This window comes from Streptococcus oralis (genome assembly GCF_001579025.1).
In the GTDB taxonomy this organism is placed as follows: Bacteria; Bacillota; Bacilli; order Lactobacillales; family Streptococcaceae; genus Streptococcus; species Streptococcus oralis_X.
Map to the genome: position 1 here is coordinate 1,257,513 of NZ_KQ970235.1, position 16,036 is coordinate 1,273,548.

The following is a 16,036-nucleotide window of genomic DNA, read 5'->3' on the forward strand; positions in this document are numbered from 1 at the left end:
GACGTTTATCCTTTTGGCACAGTGTTTAGGGCGGGTTCAGTTTAGAAATGTAACCGAACCATCCTTTCTATTTGTCAATCCATTTTTTCATGTAAACCATATCCATACCTTCTTTTTCAGGCTCGATATGGGTTTGACGGTAGCCATTTTTCTCATAAAAGGCGACCATGACCGCATCCTGTAATACCGTACACAAGTCCCACTGTTTAATCGTTGGAAATTCCTTTTCCAGTAATCTCAATCCCTCAGAACCATAACCTTTTCCTTGATACTGGGGCAAAACCGCTGCGGTCCCCAACCAAGCTTTCGTTAACTCGTCATTGGTCTGAACTCGTAAAAATCCGATGTTTTCTTCATCTTTTTTTACAAAGTAGTAATAGCTATTGGGACGCTCGACTAGTTTCCACTTAATTCGTTCACGGTCCTCCAGATAAGGATCGTATTCGTCTTGGTATTTCTCATAGACTGCCTTAAAGCTAGCCCTTTGAATTGCAATTACGGTTTCTAAATCCTCTGCTCCTGCTCGTTCAAGTCTAATCATAGTCTCTCTCCAAATAATCCCTCACCCTATCCTGCAACTGGGGTACAACCCTATCTGAGCCAAGAAACTCGTCAATGCCCATCAGTTTGTAGCCCTGCCCTTCATCACCAAAGACAATCTTGTCAAACTGTTCCTGATCCAATTTTCCAACTAGAAAGACGGATTCCTTCCCCTCAAAAAGCATACTTGGGTACACCTTACTCCAAAGCAGGCAATCCTCAGTCAGATGAATTCCTAATTCTTCGTAAACTTCACGCGCCGCGCACTCAAAAGGACTTTCATCGCCCTCTCGTCCGCCACCTGGCAACTCCCACATATTGGGCCAAGGGATATTTTCCTTGTCATCACGCAAGATGGTCAGTAGCTTATCTCCACAAAAGAGGGCAATTTTACAACCCGTAAAATCCAAGTGTTTATCCAATAATTCCATGATGATGACCTTTTCTTATCATAACTACTACTCTATAGAAAACCCCTAGCTAGCTTTCTTCAATTACATTTTGACACTCTGCATCCCAGTACGCCCGCCATCTACCATGTTTTTTAGCAAAATAAACCGTAAACTCATCATTTACATAATCTGCAACATAGCGAAGATTAGGCGGACTTTCCTCAAAACTTAATATCCAAGGATGAAAGTAAAAGGTTTTCTCCCACTTCTTCTGAGTATAGCCTAGATCCTTGGCATACTGGGGAATAGGCTGCTGCATCTCGCTTTCCAAATAGGACTGAATAGCATTGTCAATACTATTTAAACGAGCTAATAGTTGCTGAAACTGGTCTTCCTCTTCCGTCTTAAAACCAACTAGAAATTCAAATTCCGAAAAGTCTTCAGGAAATTCAAGTTCTGTGACTGTACCATCTTCTGCATAGCGCCCCTCCTCATCGACAAGGCGACGAGTTCCAGACTTCAATACTTGCTCGAAATCTAGATCCGCAAAGCGATTGCGAGGAAGAGAAGAGGAAGAAAACTCAGATTTATCTGACTTTCTCATAAAAATTTGTTTGATTTTCTCTAACATGCTCTCTCCTCTTTGAATTCCTTATTTTTAAAGTTTCCTAGTATCTCGGATAAGGGTAAAATTCTCCTTCTTCCAAACCGACTTTTCCTTCTTCAAAGACTTCTTGATTCCATTCCATGACAAATTCTTCTGCTTCTGGGTCTTCCAAAAAGTCCATAAGGGCATCCAGTCCAACCTCGGCAGTATCTTTGAGGAAAAGGGCAAAATAAGCTAAAAATTCACGAGAAAATCCTTTTTTAGGCAGGTAAGGGATGACCGTCAAATAGTCTTCTGCATTAACCGTTGACTTTGCAGGATTGTAGAAAAGGACTGCTTCTTCAAAGAGAATATCGTCTGACGAAACTTCTCCGTCCTCATCCACCATCTCAACTCCTGCAGCGTTTTGCGCCTCTAGTAGAAAACTCACTTCTACCGCGTGATTGCGCTTGTCCCAACTAATCTCAAAATCAAAAGGAAAGTTCTTGTCCAATTCTTCCTCTAAAACATCTAAAAATCCGTATGTTGCCATTTTGTCCTCTTTCTATGCGACTCTTTAATCGCCCCGATTGCTCGGAAATATGCTAAAATAGATACTACCATCTTACCACATATACATCAGAAAATCCATGTTAGAAAGGACTGCTATGCCAGACAATCTCGCGCTTCGCATGCGCCCGAAAACCATTGACCAGGTCATCGGTCAGGAGCATCTAGTCGGACCTGGAAAAATTATCCGTCGCATGGTGGAAGCCAATCGTCTGTCCTCCATGATTCTCTACGGACCTCCAGGAATCGGCAAAACCAGTATCGCCTCAGCTATCGCTGGGACCACCAAGTATGCCTTTCGGACCTTTAATGCGACAGTCGATAGTAAAAAGCGACTGCAAGAAATCGCGGAAGAAGCTAAATTTTCTGGAGGACTGGTTCTGCTACTGGACGAGATTCACCGACTAGATAAAACCAAGCAAGACTTTCTTCTACCACTCTTAGAAAGTGGTCTGGTCATCATGATTGGGGCTACGACTGAAAATCCTTTCTTTTCTGTCACTCCAGCCATTCGCAGTCGTGTTCAGATTTTTGAATTGGAACCCTTGTCCAATCAAGATGTTAAAGGAGCGATTCAAATTGCTCTAATCGACCCTGAACGTGGCTTTGATTTCCCAGTTGAATTAGATGAGGATGCCCTTGATTTTATCGCAACATCTACCAATGGAGACCTGCGTTCTGCCTTTAACTCGCTGGATCTGGCTGTTCTCTCTACCCCTGAAAATGACAAGGGCATTCGCCACATCACGCTTGATATCATGGAAAATAGCCTGCAGCGAAGTTACATTACCATGGATAAAGATGGGGACGGTCACTACGATGTCCTCTCAGCCCTGCAAAAGTCCATCCGTGGCTCGGATGTAGATGCCAGTCTCCACTACGCTGCCCGCTTGATTGAGGCTGGGGATCTTCCTAGTCTCGCTCGTCGCTTGACCGTTATCGCTTATGAAGATATCGGTTTAGCCAATCCTGAAGCCCAGATTCATACTGTAACTGCTCTAGATGCTGCTCAAAAGATTGGCTTCCCAGAAGCTCGCATCCTCATCGCCAATGTCGTGATTGATTTGGCACTTTCACCCAAGTCCAACTCAGCCTACGTCGCTATGGACAAGGCTCTGGCTGATCTCAAAACATCAGGGCATTTGCCTATACCTCGACACCTGCGCGATGGCCACTACAGTGGTAGCAAGGAACTAGGGAATGCGCAAAACTATCTCTATCCGCACAACTATCCTGGAAACTGGGTCAATCAAGACTATTTGCCAGAAAAAATTCGAGATCATCACTACTTCTCTCCAGAAGATACTGGCAAGTACGAACGGGCCTTAGCTCAACGCAAGGAAACCATTGATAAATTAAGAAACTTGTGAAATCCTTTTCAAAAAAATAATTTTTCCTCTTGAATTTTTAAAAAAGTGGTATCATATAAATATAGAAACGCTGTGGTGTACGACTTCACACTTAAGTGTTGACCGACTATTTTTTGTATTTTTAGGGAAACAAAAGTCTTCTAACAGCATGTAGGCCGTCTCACACGGAAACAGCTTCAGTTAGAGCGAGTTGCCCACCTGCTTAATTGCGCGGGTTCAATACAAACCGTGAAGTTTCGGCACCAATACAGCTTTTTCTTTGCCTCCTTAGCTCAGTTGGTAGAGCAGTAGACTCTTAATCTATGGGTCGCAGGTTCGAGCCCTGCAGGGGGCATCTAAATACAACAGGAAAAGCCTTGGAATCAAGGCTTTTTTGCTTGTCTATAACTGATTTGCCCCACATTTTTTTATGAGCAATCTTTCCAGACATATCTAATTTGATTAAATTCTTCAAAAATTTTCTCCTTACTGCTAAAAGTAAATCCAGATCGTCCTTTTCTGTATGTAAATATTTCTCTTCTGTCATCTGTTGTTCTTTGGATGAAAATAATTCGACATGTTGTGTAAAATCATCTATTAGAACTTTGTCGACAATTGCCATTTGGATGCTCTGATGAATCCCAGTATTCAATCTACCAAGAAAATTTCTACCAACTGTTTGTCCATACTTATTCATAATTCTTTGGTATTTACTCGCACGAATTTGAGTGACTTTTATTTGACATAATGATTTCCTCTTTATTTCATTTGATTTATGAGACTATTTTACAAAACAGAAACCGACAAGTAAATGAAAAAAGAGGTCAAGGTTTTGACAATTCGCGCCACATGAAGTCATTTAAGCATCTCCTTTTCTCTCATTACCATTTTCTGTTATAATAAATTGTACTTCTAAAGTAGAAAGGCCTTAAGATGACAACTCTTATTAAACACAAACGTGTAGAATTTTCAGAACTTTTTTATGACCTAGTTTTTGTTTTTGCAATTTCAAAAGCAACTGCTTTAATTCACCATCTTCATAACGGTATTTTGACTTGGAATTCTTTACTTGATTTTTTCATATCTGTCTTGGTTATCATCAATTCCTGGATGATTCAAACCGTTTATACCAATCGCTATGGAAAGAACTCTTTATTTAACATGCTAATCATGTTTATCAACATGGGACTTTTACTCTTTGTATCCAATATGATTGGACATAGTTGGCAACAATATTTTCATTATTTCTGTTGGGCTATTGGTACATTAACCCTTACCTTATTTTTTCAATATTTGGTTGAATTTTTTAGAAAATCAACCGATAATGTTAATCGGGAAAGTATCAAAGGTTTTCTATGGATAACAGGTCTAGGAAGTTTAGGAGTCTATCTAGCAGCTCTTCTTCCTATTTACGTTGGAGTCTATATCTTTATTGCTAGTACTCTGCTAATATTTATTATGCCAATTATCTCGCTTAGTAAAGATGAGCATTTCCAGGTAAATCTCCCCCATTTAATCGAGCGCATCTCCCTTCTTGTCATTATTACGTTTGGAGAGGTGATTATGGGGCTAGCTAACTTCTTTACAATCGAGAATTTCTCGATTTATTCGGTTCTTTATTTCATTATTATACTTTCTCTGTTCTTGTTTTATTTTGGTCAATTCGACCATGCTATTGATGAAAAATCTAATCAAAAGGGACTATTTCTAATTTACAGTCACTATCCTATTTTCATTGGACTTATGATGATGACTGTTTCGATGAGTTTTCTTCTGAATCCTGAAGCTAATCTTCTCTTTGCAACCATCTTCTCTTATATCGGATTTGGCCTCTTCCAAGTTGCTGTCCTAGTAAATGGGCCCTATAACAAACACTATCTTCGCTATTCGAAAAGTTACTACTGTGTCCAAGCGACACTCTATCTGGCTGCCTTGATTCTCTCTTTAATCTTTGCTTCTAATCCTATAATAGTAGTGAGTATAACAACCATTTTAGCTCTAGCTATAGCCATTCATTTTATTTATTTTTATATGACACAGAATAAAAAATATTCCACATCTAACTGGGAGTTATTTTAATGAGTTTATAACATAAAAAAGCTTTGGGAACCAAGGCTTTATATGATATCAATCACCGACCACGAAAATGTTTAGCTTACAGAACTGCTGGTGAAGCTCTAGAGGATGAGTTCGAGTAAATGTTGCACTTATTCTTGCAATTTATCATTTACTTGATGCACGAACTCGATATTTTTTTCGTTAATTTGTTTTTGCCCCACTTTTGCCGCGTTTTGAAATAATCACATTCAAAATTATTCCAAGTATCTTCCAAAAATCGTTTATATTTCAACATTTTTGTTTATTTTCAATATGAAAAGTTCTTACAAATTCATGCAGGGGGCATCTAAACAACAGGAAAAAGCCTTGGAGTCAAGGCTTTTTTGTTATTCTTAGTTACTCGTCTAGTCGAATGAACATCATTGCGTTAAGCAAAGAGATGAGAGCGACTGTATTGACATTATTGGAATAGATCAGTCTCTTATTTTCAATAGGAGGAATAATAAAATTAGAAATAATGATGTCGTATGGTGATTCTTTTAGAGCATCAAGTGATAACTCTAATTCACTCCAGACCTCCAGTTCAAAATTGTTGCTGCAATAGTAAGAAAGTGTCTCTGCTATGGATTTTGCATGATACTGATCAAAATTACTCATGACCAAAACCTTTAATTTAGGTTGGTTTTGTAAAAGATTTAGCACCAAGTGTTTGCTATGGGTGATAAAAGTATAGGTCAAATGATTGACTTTCATTGAACTACGATCCATATCCAAAGCCTCTAGATAGTGTTCAATCCCTTCCTTCACCTCTGAAACAAATCGAGGGAAAATATTTTGAAAGTTCTTGATTGTATTGCCTTTTTGATCAAATAGGATAAACTCTGTTGATAATTCCTGGCGATGCAGATGTGCCGTATTGTGCATATGCCAAATCAGATTGTCTTTATTGTCTACTTGGAGATTATACTCTCTTGATACCTGGTCTACTAGATCTCCCAATAACTGATACGATTTTTTTACATAGCTGTCTGTTTTTGCATGGTTCAGAAATACTTCTTCATCTATGAAAAACATTTTTTGAAAATAGGATACAAACAGTTGACTTATCACTTCTTTATTCAGAGAAATCTGATATTCAGAATCAAAGCTCGCTACAATCTCTTCGATTCCTTCTGCCTGCATGAAAGACTCTAACAATTGATTGTTAAAAGAGTCTCTCTCAACTTCCATGAAATGACCAAACTTTATGCGATATAAATTTGTAACCAGAAGTAATTTTAACATTCTATGAGTTGATAAATTCATCGGGAAAGAAGTTGCTTTATAGACTAATTCCAATAATTGAGACAAGGGTTCTTGAGAAAAATCTTCAAAGGGCCATTCAAGGAAATAATATTTTTCTGAAAAATACTGGGCAAAAAAGTAACGGATATCAATCTCATTTCCAGTGATTCGAACTGGATTGAGGCTAATTTCAAAACAATATTGTTTCTTAATAATTTTATTAATGTGACGGATGATACGGTAAAGAGAGGAAGAACTAATATAAAACTCTTTGCAAATACTATCAGTATCACATTCTTCATTAAAGAAGATAAATTCTAAAATTGAAAAGTGGGTTGAATGCTTAAAAAAATGATGATAGACCATCTCAATATCACTATCATCGGTATTAATGATACGGATGCCGTTTGTTGAGGAATGAAATAGCAAGTCAGGAAAAGAAGACCTGACATGGGACAAGTCATCTTTTACAGAACGTTCTGTACAGTGCAATAATTCTGCTAGTTCCGAAATATGAAACCAGCGTTTGTTTTCAAATAGTAATTCTAATAATTCTAATTGTCTGTGACTTTTTTTCGATAATAAATCTCTCATGAATAGCTTTTCTTTCTTTGTAATAAACTAAAGGATTGTCTTTCAATCTTCATGCAATTATACCACATAGAGTGTATTTATCCTCTTACAACGACTTTAGCTTGCTATGAAAAGACTCGCTTCATCACCTAGAAACTCAGTAGCATCAAGCTTTTCTTATTTATCTGTATCTAAAGTACATGTTTACAGTACGGTTTTTAAGACGAACTATTATGTTTCCAAGTTGAGATAGTATATAATTAGTTCAATCAAAGAAATTGACTCTTTGATTTAGAAATAGAAAAGGAGGATACACTATGTTGTGGTCCATTATTGTAGGAGGTCTTATTGGTCTCATCGCAGGTGCAATCACTAAAAAAGGTGGTTCAATGGGATTGATTGCAAATATCTTTGCAGGTCTTATCGGTTCATCTGTAGGGCAATCACTTCTAGGTAGCTGGGGACCTTCATTGGCTGGAATGGCTATTATTCCGTCAATCGTAGGTGCAGTGATTGTTGTTGCAGTCGTTTCATTTCTATTTGGTAAAAAATAAGCATTACCTAATAAGAAATTCAAAGTGATAAGCCATAATTTTGAATACTGTAGACGGGTAAAATTATGGTTTAAAGCTTTTCATTTGAAAGGATTTAATATGTCAAAATCAAAGAAAATATTGTTACTTATTTTCTGTATTTTAATCTTGGCTATTTTCCTTCCTATTCTCATAGATTATCATCAGGTCAGTGATTTAGATATCCACTTATTCAGTTGGAGAGAACTCTACGCTGAATTCCTGATTGCTAGATATGTCTTTTGGGGGACACTTGTCCTATCTGTTTTAGTTTTAATTTCAATGTTAGTGATACTCTTTTATCCTAAGCAATATCTAGAGATTCAATTAGAAACTCAAGAAGATACATTAAAACTAAAAAATTCAGCTATCGAAGGCTTTGTTCGATGTTTGGTCATTGATCATCAGTTGATGAAAGAACCAACGGTCCATGTAAATAGCCGCAAAAATAAATGTTTCGTTACTGTAGAAGGGAAAATTCTTCCTTCAGACAACATCTCAAATCGATGTCTAGTCATTCAGAATGAAATAACTCATGGATTAAAGCAGTTCTTTGGTATTGAACGTGAGGTAAAACTTGAAGTTAAAGTGAAAGAATTTGAACCTCCAAAAACGACCAAAAAGACTGTTAGTCGTGTAAAGTAAGGAAGTAAAAAATGGAATGGTTTAAAAAATACCAGTATCCAATCATTGCAGGTCTAGTAGGTGTCATTCTCGCTTGCTTTATCTTATCCTTTGGCTTTTTCAAAACACTATTTGTACTAATTTGTGGAGCCCTAGGAGCATTTGCTGGATACTATGTTAAGGAAAAATATTTAAATAAATAAAGGAGTCTCGTATGTCAAACGTAGATAAAAATGTAGAAAAAAAGATGTTGCTGTTGTTTCTCAAAATGTTAAAGGGGAACTCACTTATGAAGACAAAGTCATCCAAAAAATCATTGGTCTTTCACTTGAAAAAGTACCTGGACTTTTGGATGTGGATGGAGGATTCTTCTCTAATCTAACAGAAAAAATTATCAATACAGATAATGTCACTCATGGTGTCAATGTTGAAGTTGGGAAAGAACAAGTTGCAGTTGACTTGAACATTGTTGTTGAGTACCAAAAGAATGTCCCTGCTTTGTACAAAGAAATCAAAGATGTTGTCGTATCACAAGTTACAAAAATGACGGATCTAGAAGTTGTTGAAGTCAATGTGAATGTTGTTGATATCAAAACGAAGGAACAGCATGAAGCAGATTCAGTTAGCCTCCAAGACCGAGTAACTGACGTGGCTTCTTCAACAGGAGAATTTGCTTCAGAACAATTTGAAAAAGTGAAATCTGGTATCGGTTCAGGTGTTGCTGCTGTTCAAGAAAAAGTAGGCGAAGGTGTTGAAGCCGTTAAAGGCGAAACAAAGGAAAATGCTCGCGTACACTAATTTATCTTGTCAAAATCAATCAATTTAAAGGAGGCAGAATCATGTCAACAGAAGAAAAATTAAACCAAGCAAAAGGTTCCATTAAAGAAGGTGTCGGCAAAATGATCGGCGATGAAAAAATGGAAAAAGAAGGAACAGCTGAAAAAGTTGTTTCTAAAGTAAAAGAAGTTGCTGAAGATGCTAAAGACGCTGTCGAAGGCGCTATTGAAGGTGTGAAAAACATGCTTCACAAAGATGAAAAATAAGGCTAAACGTTAATTGACCTTTTCATTATAGTAGTCAAAAAGAGGACCGTAAATGTCCTCTTTTTTTGTAGATAGGACCCTAAAAACGATTCCGTATCTTCCTTAAAAGGAACTGTCAATCGGCTTGAGAGATGTTCACACTTTCTTTATTTTGATTCCTAATATGAGAATAGTATCTACGTTTCAGGGTTAATTGATTGTCTAAAATATAGTAGACATTTATTTTTTCCTCATTTACCATTGTTTCAAATAAAACCGAGACTTCATCCCTACTAGGATTCAACATTTTCAAATCGATGTCTCCTTTTATCCCTATAGAGTCAATTCCTCCATCCAAGCGGATAGCACCGTCGGGAGGAACAATATAGCCTGCTTTACGCATGTCAGACGCATATTTCCCTGAATCCATTAAACGTTGTAAGACAGCTATAGTGTCCTTTTCTTCAAAGGAGGTTTTTAATTGGAACCGTTCTTGGTGGCTTTGATACTGAAAATAAAGAGTGATACCAACAACTAAGGCAAGTACAGGAGCAAGCAAGATTCGTATTTTTCTAGGTCTCGACATGTTTATCTCCTCTATCTAAGAAATCATAGAAGTCTTGTTTCTAACTTTGAAAGATAACTTCCTTATCCTTGAAAATCCTTGGGACTCTAGTCCCCCGTGACTGTTATCTGCCCTTTTTCATGATGTATTTTCGTATAGGTACTTCAACTATTTGAACGATTTCAAATCCTGCTTTTTGGTAAAGCTGGTAAGCTGTTTGATTTGCCTCGTAGACATTTAGAGAGACAGTATCTATGTCTTCATTTTCAAAGGCCAAACTAACAAATTTCCTTAAAGCCTGGCTACCTAATCCTTGCCCCTGCTTCTGGGGGTTGATAAAAAATCTCCCGATATGAAGATTCCTGTCTTCTAGTCTGATTTTCTGGATAAGCCCTACAAACTCTTGTCCATCAAAGATTGAAAAGATTCCTTCCAAATCTTGCAGGATTTGAATTGTTAAGGGAAAAGGAATCATTGGTCCCATCCATTGTTCTTGAAAAGCTTGGCCAAGGGAGTTGGACCATTGGCATACGAGCTGAGCGTTTTCTGTACTCACATTTTCTTCAAAACGAATTGTCATCTATTTCCTCACCATCTTATCAATGTTTCTTTATTATACTACTTCTCCTATTTTTTACGAATAGATAAGTATGATTGATCTTTATTTTTTTCTTGTCGGGAGCATTCTCGCTTCTTTCTTAGGTTTGGTCATTGACCGTTTTCCTGAGCAATCCATTATTCGACCAGCTAGCCACTGCAATTCCTGTCAGACTCGCTTGCGTCCGCTAGATTTGATTCCTATCCTTTCGCAGGTCTTCAATCGCTTTCGCTGTCGCTACTGCAAGGCTCGCTATCCATTCTGGTATGCCCTCTTTGAACTCGGCTTAGGAATCCTCTTTCTAGCTTGGTCATGGGGCTGGATTTCCTTGGGTCAAGTCATCCTAATCACTGCTGGCTTGACCTTAGGCATCTACGACCTTCTCCATCAGGAATATCCCTTGCTGGTCTGGCTGACGTTTCACCTAATCCTCATGGCTTTCTGTGGTTGGAATCTGGTCATGGTCTTCTTTCTTATCCTTGGAATTTTGGCTCATTTTATCGATATCCGCATGGGCGCAGGGGATTTTCTCTTTCTGGCTTCTTGTGCTCTCGTCTTTAGTGTGACAGAGTTGCTCATCTTGATCCAGTTTGCTTCTGCAACAGGGATTTTAGTCTTTATCCTGCAAAAGAAAAAGGAAAGACTTCCTTTTGTGCCTTTCCTCTTACTTGCTGCTTGTTTGATTATTTTTGGTAAGCTACTGCTTGTTTGATAAAATCCTCAATCGGCTCTCCTTGGTGGAGGGCTTTTACTATTTTCGAACCGACGATAACGCCATCTGACACCGCATTAAAGCGTTCTACATCAGCCTGGCTAGATACACCAAAGCCTGTCAAGACAGGGATGTCAGATACTTGATGCAATTGTGTCAAGTGCTTGTCCAAGTCTGCACGGTAATTTCCTGACTTCCCTGTCACCCCATTGATGGCAACGGCATAGACAAATCCCTCAGCTCCCTTGATTAACTCTTTTTGGCGCTCAAGTCCTGTGGTCAAACTAACTAGGGGAATCAAGGCGATATCTGTGTCTACCAAAAAGGGCACTACAAAGTTGGCATGCTCATGAGGCAGGTCTGGGATAATCAAGCCCTTAACAGCTGTATCTGCCAAATCTTTGACAAAGTTCTCAACACCATACTGAAAGAGGGGATTAAAGTAGGTCATAATGACAAGCGGCACCTCAGTCTGAATGGTTTTCAAGGTTTCAACCAAAGCCTGGGTAGAAGTTCCGTGAGCTAGACTGCGCAAGCCTGCTTCTTCGATCACAGGTCCATCTGCAACAGGGTCTGAAAAGGGAATGCCCACTTCAATAGCTGAAACACCCAAATCTTCTAAAAAGTGGATTGTTTCACCGAGACCATCCAGACCTTTCTCATGGTCTCCAGCCATGATATAAGGAACAAAAATTCCCTTGCCCGTTGCTTTGATAGCGTTCAATTTTTCTGTTAAAGTCTTAGGCATGGGCTTCTCCCTTCTTTGCTGCATCTACTTCCAAGCGGTCTTTGACTTGAACCACATCCTTGTCCCCACGACCGGATAGGCAGACAATCATAGACTTGTCTGGTCCAAGTTCTTTGGCCAATTTCACTGCAAAGGCAATGGCATGGCTAGATTCCAAGGCTGGGATAATCCCTTCCACGCGAGACAAGAGTTTGAATCCTTCCAAGGCTTCCTCGTCCGTCACAGGAACATAGCTGGCACGTTTGATATCGTGGTAGTGTGAATGTTCTGGACCGATACCAGGATAGTCCAAACCTGCTGAGATAGAGAAGGCTTCAAGAATTTGACCATGTGCATCTTGGAGCACATCCATAAGCGAACCGTGGAGAACACCCGGACGACCCTTGGTCAAGGTCGCTGCGTGATGCTCTGTATCCACACCAAGCCCTGCTGCTTCAGCTCCATACATAGCTACTGACTCATCTTCTACAAATGGATGGAAAAGGCCGATGGCATTCGAACCACCACCAACACAGGCTACTAGGGCATCTGGTAGGGCTTGGCCTGTCAAGTCACGGTACTGTTGTTTGGCTTCTCGACCAATGACACTTTGGAAGTCACGAACGATTTCTGGGAAAGGATGAGGTCCCAAGGCAGAACCAAGGATATAGTGAGTATCATCGATATTAGCCACCCATGAACGAAGGGCTGCATTAACCGCATCCTTGAGCACGCGCGAACCATCTGTCACAGCCTCAACCTTAGCTCCCAAAAGCTCCATACGAAAGACATTAAGGGCTTGGCGTTTGACATCTTCCTCACCCATGTAAATGGTACATTCCATGTTAAAGAGGGCTGCAGCTGTTGCAGTTGCCACACCGTGCTGACCAGCACCCGTTTCAGCGATAATTTTCTTTTTGCCCATGCGTTTAGCCAGAAGAACTTGTCCCAAGGCATTGTTAATCTTGTGGGCCCCTGTATGGTTGAGGTCTTCCCGTTTGAGATAAATCTTGGCTCCACCGATATGCTGGGTCAAGTTTTTTGCATAGTAAAGAGGAGTTTCACGTCCTACATACTGGCGCAAAAGTTGGTTTAATTCCTCTTGGAAACTTGGGTCTGCCTGACTTTCACGGTAGGCCTTCTCCAACTCCAAAACTGCTGTCATCAATGTCTCTGGGACGAAACGTCCGCCGAATTTTCCATAAAATCCATCTTTATTTGGTTCTTGATATGCCATGCTTTACTCTCTCTATAAATCTTCTAATCTTTTCATGATCTTTTTGTCCATCCGTCTCCACTCCACTTGATACATCTACTGCATAGGGAGTAAAGTGTTGAATTGCTTTTGCTACATTGTCTTCATTAAGCCCACCTGCGATAAAGAAGGGCTGAGCTAGTCCTGTCGTATCCAGTTGACCCCAGTCAAAGGTCTGGCCACTCCCAGCCACAGGGGCATCAAAGAGGAGATAATCCGCCTGAGAATTGGGGACATGCCCCTCTCCATCCACCTGCACGGCCTGAATACTGCTACAAGGCAAATCTTCAAACAACTCATCTGCCACCTGACCATGAACTTGAACCAAGTCCAAGCTAACTTTGTCAATTGCTTCTAGCAATTCTGCTCGACTTGGTGAAACAAATACACCAACCTTTTTAACATTAGCAGGAATGAGCTTTGCCAGCTCTGCGGTCTCTTCCAAGGTCACCTGCCTTTTACTAGGTGCAAAGACAAAACCAATGTAGTCTGCCCCTGCTGAAACAGCTGTCTCTACCGCTTCTTTGGTCGATAGGCCACAAATCTTAACCTTTGTCAATCTGCAACTCCTTGATTCTCTGGGCTACATCTTCTGCCTGCATGAGAGCTGTTCCCACCAAAATTCCGTTAAAGTATGGTGCTACTCGTTCCGCATCCTGCCCTGTGAAAATGGCAGATTCAGAAATGTAATAGCGACCTTCCTCAAAGTGCTGGGCCAAGTCTACACTGGTCTGCAAGTCGACTTCAAAGGTGGTCAAGTTGCGGTTATTAACCCCAATAATCTGGGCACCCAGTCTGTGGGCCACCTCTAGTTCAGCTAGATTGTGGGTCTCCACCAAGACTTCCAGACCAAGCTCTGTCGCGTAATCATACAGTTCCTTGAGGCGTTCTTCTGACAAGGCCGCAACGATGAGCAAGATAACTGTCGCGCCGGCATTGCGAGCACGGATGATTTGCTTTTCATCGATGATAAAGTCCTTGTTGAGCGTTGGAATGTTTACCTGACTGGAGATCTCACGTAAATAATCCAAATGCCCTTTAAAGAAAACTTCATCTGTCAAAACAGAAATCATTACTGCGCCGTTTGCTTCATAAGTCTGGGCCTGTTGCACAATATCTACATCGAGATTGATATCTCCCAGACTAGGGCTAGCTTTCTTGACTTCTGCAATCACCTGCAAGCGGTCTTGATGATTCTTCAAAAATTCTGCCAAGCGATAGGTCTGGCGCAAGGGCTGGATTTGCTCCAGCTCCATTTGCTCGACTTCACGCGCCTTCTGCTCCAAGATTCGTGCTAAAAATTCCTGACTCATTTTTGGTACTCCTGTAACAGTCTGAGTTTTTCAAGGGCCTTGCCACTAGCAATCACTTGACGAGCCAAGGCAACTCCTTCCTTGATACTAGCTACCTTACCATTAGCATAGAAACCAAGACCTGCATTTAAAACTGTCGTTTCCAAGAATGGACTTGGTTCGTTTTTAAGAACACTAAGCAAAATTTCTGCATTTTCCTGAGCATTCCCTCCACGAATATCTTCGATAGCGTAGCGTTTCATCCCCAAATCCTCTGGAGTGAAGCTTGACAAGGTGATTTCGCCATTTTCAAGAAGAGCAATATTGGTTGTTCCGTTCAAGCCAGCTTCATCAAGCCCTTCTGGTCCAGCAACCACGATGGCACGTTTGCGACCCATATTTTTCAATACCTGAGCTGTACTTTCTAGCAGTTCTGGACGACTAATTCCAAGAAGCTGTGTTTCCAAGGCCATTGGATGAATCAGGGGACCAGTCAAGTTCATAATCGTTGGAATTCCCAACTCCAAACGAGCTGGCATGATGTATTTCATAGCTGGGTGCATATTTTTGGCAAAGAGAAAAACGATTCCAGTTTTATCGAAAATCTTACCTAGTTCAGCTGGTTTGAGGTCTAGGTTGATACCCAAGGCTTGAAGGACATCTGCCGAACCCGATTTAGAAGAAATCGAGCGGTTACCATGTTTGGCCATATGAATGCCACCACCAGCCAAGACAAAGGCTGCAGTTGTAGAGATGTTAAAGCTGAAAGACTTGTCCCCACCTGTACCACAGTTGTCCATAGCGTCATGGATTTCAGTTGGAATGTGTTGGGCATGTCCTCGCATGACTTGGGCAATGGCTGTGCGTTCTTCAGGTGTTTCCCCCTTCATCTTAAGGGCCAAGAGGAGAGAAGCAATCTGCGCTTCAGTGACACGTCCAGTTACGATACGCTCAATGACATCCGTCATTTCCACACCTGATAAATTTTCAAATTTTGCTAATTTCTCAATAATCTCTTTCATCCTAGTTTCCTCACTTTACAACCTTCTCGATAAAATTCCGAATAGAAGACAAGCCGTCTGGCGTTCCGATACTCTCTGGATGGTACTGGAAGCCATAAATTGGAAGGGTTTTGTGTTGAATTCCCATAATGGCTTGGTCATCAGTAGAATGAGCTGTCACTTCAAAGTCTTCAGGCATTTTTTCAATCAAAATACTGTGGTAACGCATGACCGGACGACCATCCTCAATATCTTGATAGAGAACAGATGGCGCTTCAAAGCTGATATGGCTCTGTTTCCCATGCATGACTTTGGG

The 16,036-nt window shown here is 40.3% G+C and carries 20 protein-coding genes, 1 tRNA gene and 2 pseudogenes; 9 read left to right on the plus strand and 14 right to left on the minus strand.

The window, feature by feature from the left end; translation table 11 throughout:
- Positions 1-67 precede the first annotated feature (67 nt).
- The 4 genes from SORDD27_RS05970 to SORDD27_RS05985 are packed head-to-tail and all read right to left on the minus strand — an operon-like array spanning position 68 to position 2,071.
- Positions 68-541: a GNAT family N-acetyltransferase gene (locus tag SORDD27_RS05970; RefSeq protein WP_061427945.1), complete on the minus strand. Its 474-nt coding sequence runs from the start codon at positions 539-541 to the stop codon at positions 68-70.
- Positions 534-971: an NUDIX hydrolase gene (locus SORDD27_RS05975; RefSeq protein ID WP_061427948.1), complete on the minus strand. Its 438-nt coding sequence runs from the start codon at positions 969-971 to the stop codon at positions 534-536. Before SORDD27_RS05975 ends, SORDD27_RS05970 begins: the two co-directional genes overlap by 8 nt.
- A gap of 49 nt (positions 972-1,020) precedes the next feature.
- Positions 1,021-1,563 (minus strand): hypothetical protein, encoded by a 543-nt coding sequence (locus SORDD27_RS05980; RefSeq protein ID WP_061427950.1) that lies wholly within the window; start codon positions 1,561-1,563, stop codon positions 1,021-1,023.
- A 37-nt stretch (positions 1,564-1,600) separates the two neighbouring features.
- Positions 1,601-2,071, minus strand: coding sequence for a DUF3013 family protein (locus SORDD27_RS05985; protein WP_000257095.1), 471 nt, complete (start codon positions 2,069-2,071; stop codon positions 1,601-1,603).
- A 115-nt stretch (positions 2,072-2,186) separates the two neighbouring features.
- Between SORDD27_RS05985 and SORDD27_RS05990 the strand changes: the two genes are divergently transcribed.
- Positions 2,187-3,458, plus strand: coding sequence for a replication-associated recombination protein A (locus SORDD27_RS05990; protein ID WP_061427952.1), 1,272 nt, complete (start codon positions 2,187-2,189; stop codon positions 3,456-3,458).
- A 261-nt stretch (positions 3,459-3,719) separates the two neighbouring features.
- A tRNA-Lys gene (locus SORDD27_RS05995) sits at positions 3,720-3,792 on the plus strand.
- 120 nt (positions 3,793-3,912) lie between these two features.
- On the opposite strand, the pseudogene SORDD27_RS09760 reads toward SORDD27_RS05995, so the two are convergent.
- A pseudogene (locus tag SORDD27_RS09760) lies at positions 3,913-4,218 on the minus strand (site-specific integrase); the annotation flags it as partial.
- 152 nt (positions 4,219-4,370) lie between these two features.
- Here SORDD27_RS09760 and SORDD27_RS06000 point away from each other — a divergent pair.
- On the plus strand, positions 4,371-5,516 hold the full coding sequence (locus SORDD27_RS06000; RefSeq protein WP_061427953.1) for a low temperature requirement protein A: 1,146 nt from the start codon (positions 4,371-4,373) through the stop codon (positions 5,514-5,516).
- A 375-nt stretch (positions 5,517-5,891) separates the two neighbouring features.
- On the opposite strand, the gene SORDD27_RS06005 is transcribed toward SORDD27_RS06000, so the two are convergent.
- On the minus strand, positions 5,892-7,373 hold the full coding sequence (locus SORDD27_RS06005; RefSeq protein WP_061427955.1) for an AcpB/EbpR/MafR family transcriptional regulator: 1,482 nt from the start codon (positions 7,371-7,373) through the stop codon (positions 5,892-5,894).
- Positions 7,374-7,669: 296 nt separating this feature from the next.
- Between SORDD27_RS06005 and SORDD27_RS06010 the strand changes: the two genes are divergently transcribed.
- From SORDD27_RS06010 to SORDD27_RS06030, 5 genes and pseudogenes are all read left to right on the plus strand, one after another.
- Positions 7,670-7,906 carry a GlsB/YeaQ/YmgE family stress response membrane protein gene (locus tag SORDD27_RS06010; protein WP_000964741.1) on the plus strand — a complete coding sequence of 79 codons (237 nt, stop codon included), beginning with the start codon at positions 7,670-7,672 and terminating at the stop codon, positions 7,904-7,906.
- Positions 7,907-8,005: 99 nt separating this feature from the next.
- Complete coding sequence (gene amaP / locus SORDD27_RS06015) at positions 8,006-8,569, plus strand: alkaline shock response membrane anchor protein AmaP (RefSeq protein WP_061427957.1); 564 nt, start codon at positions 8,006-8,008, stop codon at positions 8,567-8,569.
- 11 nt (positions 8,570-8,580) lie between these two features.
- Entirely contained in the window at positions 8,581-8,751 is a 171-nt protein-coding gene (locus SORDD27_RS06020; protein ID WP_000454669.1) for a DUF2273 domain-containing protein, read from the plus strand.
- Positions 8,752-8,788: 37 nt separating this feature from the next.
- Positions 8,789-9,346, plus strand: a pseudogene (locus SORDD27_RS06025) (Asp23/Gls24 family envelope stress response protein); the annotation flags it as partial.
- A 41-nt stretch (positions 9,347-9,387) separates the two neighbouring features.
- Complete coding sequence (locus tag SORDD27_RS06030) at positions 9,388-9,591, plus strand: CsbD family protein (protein ID WP_000102421.1); 204 nt, start codon at positions 9,388-9,390, stop codon at positions 9,589-9,591.
- Positions 9,592-9,706: 115 nt separating this feature from the next.
- Here SORDD27_RS06030 and SORDD27_RS06035 read toward each other — a convergent pair whose 3' ends face one another.
- Both SORDD27_RS06035 and SORDD27_RS06040 read right to left on the minus strand, forming a co-directional pair.
- Positions 9,707-10,156, minus strand: coding sequence for a thiol-disulfide isomerase (locus SORDD27_RS06035; protein WP_231069309.1), 450 nt, complete (start codon positions 10,154-10,156; stop codon positions 9,707-9,709).
- 103 nt (positions 10,157-10,259) lie between these two features.
- Positions 10,260-10,715 (minus strand): GNAT family N-acetyltransferase, encoded by a 456-nt coding sequence (locus SORDD27_RS06040; RefSeq protein ID WP_000155447.1) that lies wholly within the window; start codon positions 10,713-10,715, stop codon positions 10,260-10,262.
- 70 nt (positions 10,716-10,785) lie between these two features.
- Between SORDD27_RS06040 and SORDD27_RS06045 the strand changes: the two genes are divergently transcribed.
- On the plus strand, positions 10,786-11,445 hold the full coding sequence (locus tag SORDD27_RS06045) for a prepilin peptidase (RefSeq protein ID WP_061427959.1): 660 nt from the start codon (positions 10,786-10,788) through the stop codon (positions 11,443-11,445).
- Here the strand turns inward: SORDD27_RS06045 and trpA are convergent.
- The 6 genes from trpA to SORDD27_RS10350 all read right to left on the minus strand — a co-directional run.
- Positions 11,417-12,193 carry a tryptophan synthase subunit alpha gene (trpA, locus tag SORDD27_RS06050; RefSeq protein ID WP_061427965.1) on the minus strand — a complete coding sequence of 259 codons (777 nt, stop codon included), beginning with the start codon at positions 12,191-12,193 and terminating at the stop codon, positions 11,417-11,419. The two genes, SORDD27_RS06045 and trpA, sit on opposite strands and share 29 nt — an antisense overlap.
- Positions 12,186-13,409, minus strand: a complete 1,224-nt coding sequence (gene trpB, locus SORDD27_RS06055; RefSeq protein ID WP_061427966.1) for a tryptophan synthase subunit beta — start codon at positions 13,407-13,409, stop codon at positions 12,186-12,188. Before trpB ends, trpA begins: the two co-directional genes overlap by 8 nt.
- Positions 13,387-13,986: a phosphoribosylanthranilate isomerase gene (locus tag SORDD27_RS06060; RefSeq protein WP_061427967.1), complete on the minus strand. Its 600-nt coding sequence runs from the start codon at positions 13,984-13,986 to the stop codon at positions 13,387-13,389. The genes trpB and SORDD27_RS06060 overlap by 23 nt, the downstream gene beginning before the upstream one ends.
- Complete coding sequence (gene trpC / locus SORDD27_RS06065; protein WP_061427968.1) at positions 13,973-14,740, minus strand: indole-3-glycerol phosphate synthase TrpC; 768 nt, start codon at positions 14,738-14,740, stop codon at positions 13,973-13,975. Before trpC ends, SORDD27_RS06060 begins: the two co-directional genes overlap by 14 nt.
- Positions 14,737-15,741 (minus strand): anthranilate phosphoribosyltransferase, encoded by a 1,005-nt coding sequence (gene trpD, locus SORDD27_RS06070; RefSeq protein ID WP_061427970.1) that lies wholly within the window; start codon positions 15,739-15,741, stop codon positions 14,737-14,739. Before trpD ends, trpC begins: the two co-directional genes overlap by 4 nt.
- Positions 15,742-15,751: 10 nt before the next feature.
- Positions 15,752-16,036, minus strand: a 285-nt coding sequence (locus tag SORDD27_RS10350) for a glutamine amidotransferase-related protein (protein ID WP_231069310.1), incomplete at its 5' end; no start/stop codon positions are given.